The organism is Candidatus Omnitrophota bacterium, assembly GCA_030650275.1.
GTDB lineage: Bacteria > Omnitrophota > Gorgyraeia > Zapsychrales > Fredricksoniimonadaceae > JACPXN01.
Genome location: JAUSEK010000009.1, coordinates 1 through 1,679, shown reverse-complemented (window position 1 = coordinate 1,679; position 1,679 = coordinate 1). Strand labels below are relative to the sequence as shown.

The 1,679-nt window shown below is 50.9% G+C and carries 1 protein-coding gene; it reads right to left on the bottom strand.

Annotation, left to right across the window (positions count from 1 at the left end; all coding sequences use genetic code 11):
- Positions 1-222 precede the first annotated feature (222 nt).
- Positions 223-1,497, bottom strand: a complete 1,275-nt coding sequence (locus Q7K71_02740; protein MDO8675019.1) for an ISNCY family transposase — start codon at positions 1,495-1,497, stop codon at positions 223-225.
- Positions 1,498-1,679 lie beyond the last annotated feature (182 nt).

Sequence of the window (1,679 nt, the reverse complement as noted above, 5' to 3'; positions counted from 1 at the left end):
TTCCCGGCATACACCGCGGCGTCAACGGACAACGACCATTCCGGCGCCGTCGGATAACTGGTGTACCTGGGCCCCGGCACGTCGTATTTGAGGATGGTTTGCTTGTCAATGGTCAAAGACATGGCCTTAATTCTAACCGTTACTGGGAAAATTGTCTAGGGAATCGGCGACTCATGTCAAACCAAATTAGAAATGTCCTAGTTCTACCAAATTAGAAATGTCCTAATTCTTGAAGGTTAGACTGCCCGGTAAACGAAACATCCTAAAGCCGCTGTTTCGAGGGACCGGCTGCTTGAACCTTGGCCTGATCTTGCGTGAGAGCGAGACCCGCGGTCTTAAGGACGGTTCTGGGATGAGATCATAGGGCAATACTTGCGAACCGTATTTAATGACAATGCTCCCATCAAGATATTCAAAAACCGTGATCCATTTTGCCCGTGTCCGGGCCGTGACCTGATACCAGCGCTTGTTGTGCTGGACAGTGCGGTCATTGCGCAGGAAACGCTGGGTCTGGACGGACAAGATACCGTCGAGATCGACCCTTTTGTCCGGCTGCCTGTGAACGTCCGTGCTTTGAGCTGCCTGGACCTTGAACTTCCCGTTAAAGACAGACAAATAAGCCTTCAGGAGATCATTGGCTTCATCCAGGCCATTGGCCTGGGCCAGCCTTAACTCTTTGGTCAGCCGGTCCTGCAAGGTCCTGAAGACCCGTTCAACACGTCCCTTGGCCTGTGGGCTGTGCGCAAAGATCAGTTCAATGCCCAACTGATGACAGGCCCGGCCAAACTGCGTTAACTCGTCCTGGTCCCTAAAGGGCCAATCGGTGTATCTGTACCTGCGGTTGTTCCTGTACGTCGAGTGTTTGTCCAAATAGATGCTTGCCGGAAGGCCGTAGCGCTTGATGTAGCCCTTTAAGCCCCCCATGGCCGGCATGGTGCCTTCGTAGTCATAAAACCGGCCAAAGAACTCATTGGTCGCATCATCAATATAACCCATCAGTACTAACTTTGTTCCACGGCCTTCCAGCCAGTCATGATGGCTGCCGTCCATCTGCACCATCTGGCCAAAATGTTCCTTACGTGTTCGTCTGCTGCGCTCCTTAGGCAAACGTTGCTTCTTATATTGCCAAAGACCTTCTTTAATCAACCAAAGCCTTAACGTCTCATCATTGACCTTGATGCCATCGCGCTCTAATAACTTCTCCGACGCTAACGTCGGCCCAAAGTCCCAATAACTCTTTTGGTACAACTCCAGAACCTTGCGCTTGAAACTTGCCGGCTTCTTGCGGTTGCCGGCCTTGCCTCGGGACCTATGGATAACGCCACGCTCGGCGTAAAGGCGTACCCGCTTGACTATTCGCCTGACCTGCCGGTCCGTGATCCTTAAATATTCACTCGCCTCTTGCTGGTTGATCTCATGATCCAATACCTTGCGGATCACCTGGTAACGCTTGATCTCGTTGGCCCTTAACATAAAAATGTCCTTGGTTTTATCCATAACGCCTCCTTGATTGCATTATGGACATACTACCCAACTAGGACATTTTTATTTTGGTCAATTAGGACATTATCATTTTGGTGTTACACAAAATTTAAAATTGCGCATTAATTTGGATGGCTGGCGCAGGAACCGCCGCAGGCCCCGCCTTTGGCGGGACTGGGGCTGGCAGAAGCGTCTTT

What these genes read in the sequence shown, in the direction of transcription:
- Q7K71_02740 (MDO8675019.1), bottom strand. Translation starts at nt 1,497, where the DNA reads ATGGATAAAACCAAGGACATTTTTATGTTAAGGGCCAACGAGATCAAG.